The organism is Oleiphilus sp. HI0123 (assembly GCF_001635315.1).
Genome location: NZ_LWGE01000477.1, coordinates 1 through 872, shown reverse-complemented (window position 1 = coordinate 872; position 872 = coordinate 1). Strand labels below are relative to the sequence as shown.

The following is an 872-nucleotide window of genomic DNA, read 5'->3' as shown; positions in this document are numbered from 1 at the left end:
TGATGGACGATGGCAAAACACCTTCCAGCTACGAATATAACGTTGACGTCACAAAGCGCACTGTTGAAATGGCGCATGCTTGCGGTGTTTCTGTTGAAGGTGAGCTTGGCTGTTTGGGGTCTTTAGAAACTGGCCAGGCAGGTGAAGAAGATGGTGTTGGTGCTGAAGGTACACTTAGTCACGATCAGATGTTAACTGATCCAGAAGAGGCAGCAGATTTTGTTAAGCAAACTGGTGTTGATGCGTTAGCGATTGCATGTGGTACAAGCCATGGCGCGTATAAGTTCACGCGTCCACCTACTGGTGATATTTTGGCTATTGACCGTATTAAAGCGATAAATGAACGTATTCCTGGTACGCACCTAGTAATGCATGGTTCATCCTCTGTACCTCAAGAATGGCTTGCTGTTATTAACGAGTACGGCGGCGAAATTCCTGAAACCTATGGTGTCCCTGTAGAGCAGATTGTAGAGGGCATAAAATATGGCGTTCGTAAGGTAAATATTGATACCGATCTACGTCTGGCTTCTACTGGTGCTGTGCGTCGCTTTATGGCACAGAATCCAGCAGAATTCGACCCTAGAAAGTATCTAAAAGAAACTGTAAGTGCGATGAAAGAAATTGTAGTTGCTCGATACGAAGCGTTCGGAACAGCTGGTCGTGCTGATAAGATTAAGGCTCAAAGTCTTGATTCAATGTTTGCACAGTACCAAGACGGTTCTTTGGCTCCGAAGATATCTTAACCTTGGTAAGGGCCTGAATTTATTCAGGCCTTTTTTCTCATTGCGTTTAAAAAAGCCCTCATTAAAACTTTTATACTCAAACTGTCCAATATTTTCTAAGCGAAGCTGTTACTTGTCGCACAATCTTGG

At 43.9% G+C, this 872-nt stretch carries 1 protein-coding gene; it reads left to right on the top strand.

Annotation, left to right across the window (positions count from 1 at the left end; all coding sequences use genetic code 11):
* On the top strand, positions 1–743 hold a 743-nt coding region (locus A3761_RS04545; RefSeq protein WP_068749900.1), incomplete at its 5' end, for a class II fructose-bisphosphate aldolase.
* Between the last annotated feature and the right edge of the window lie 129 nt (positions 744–872).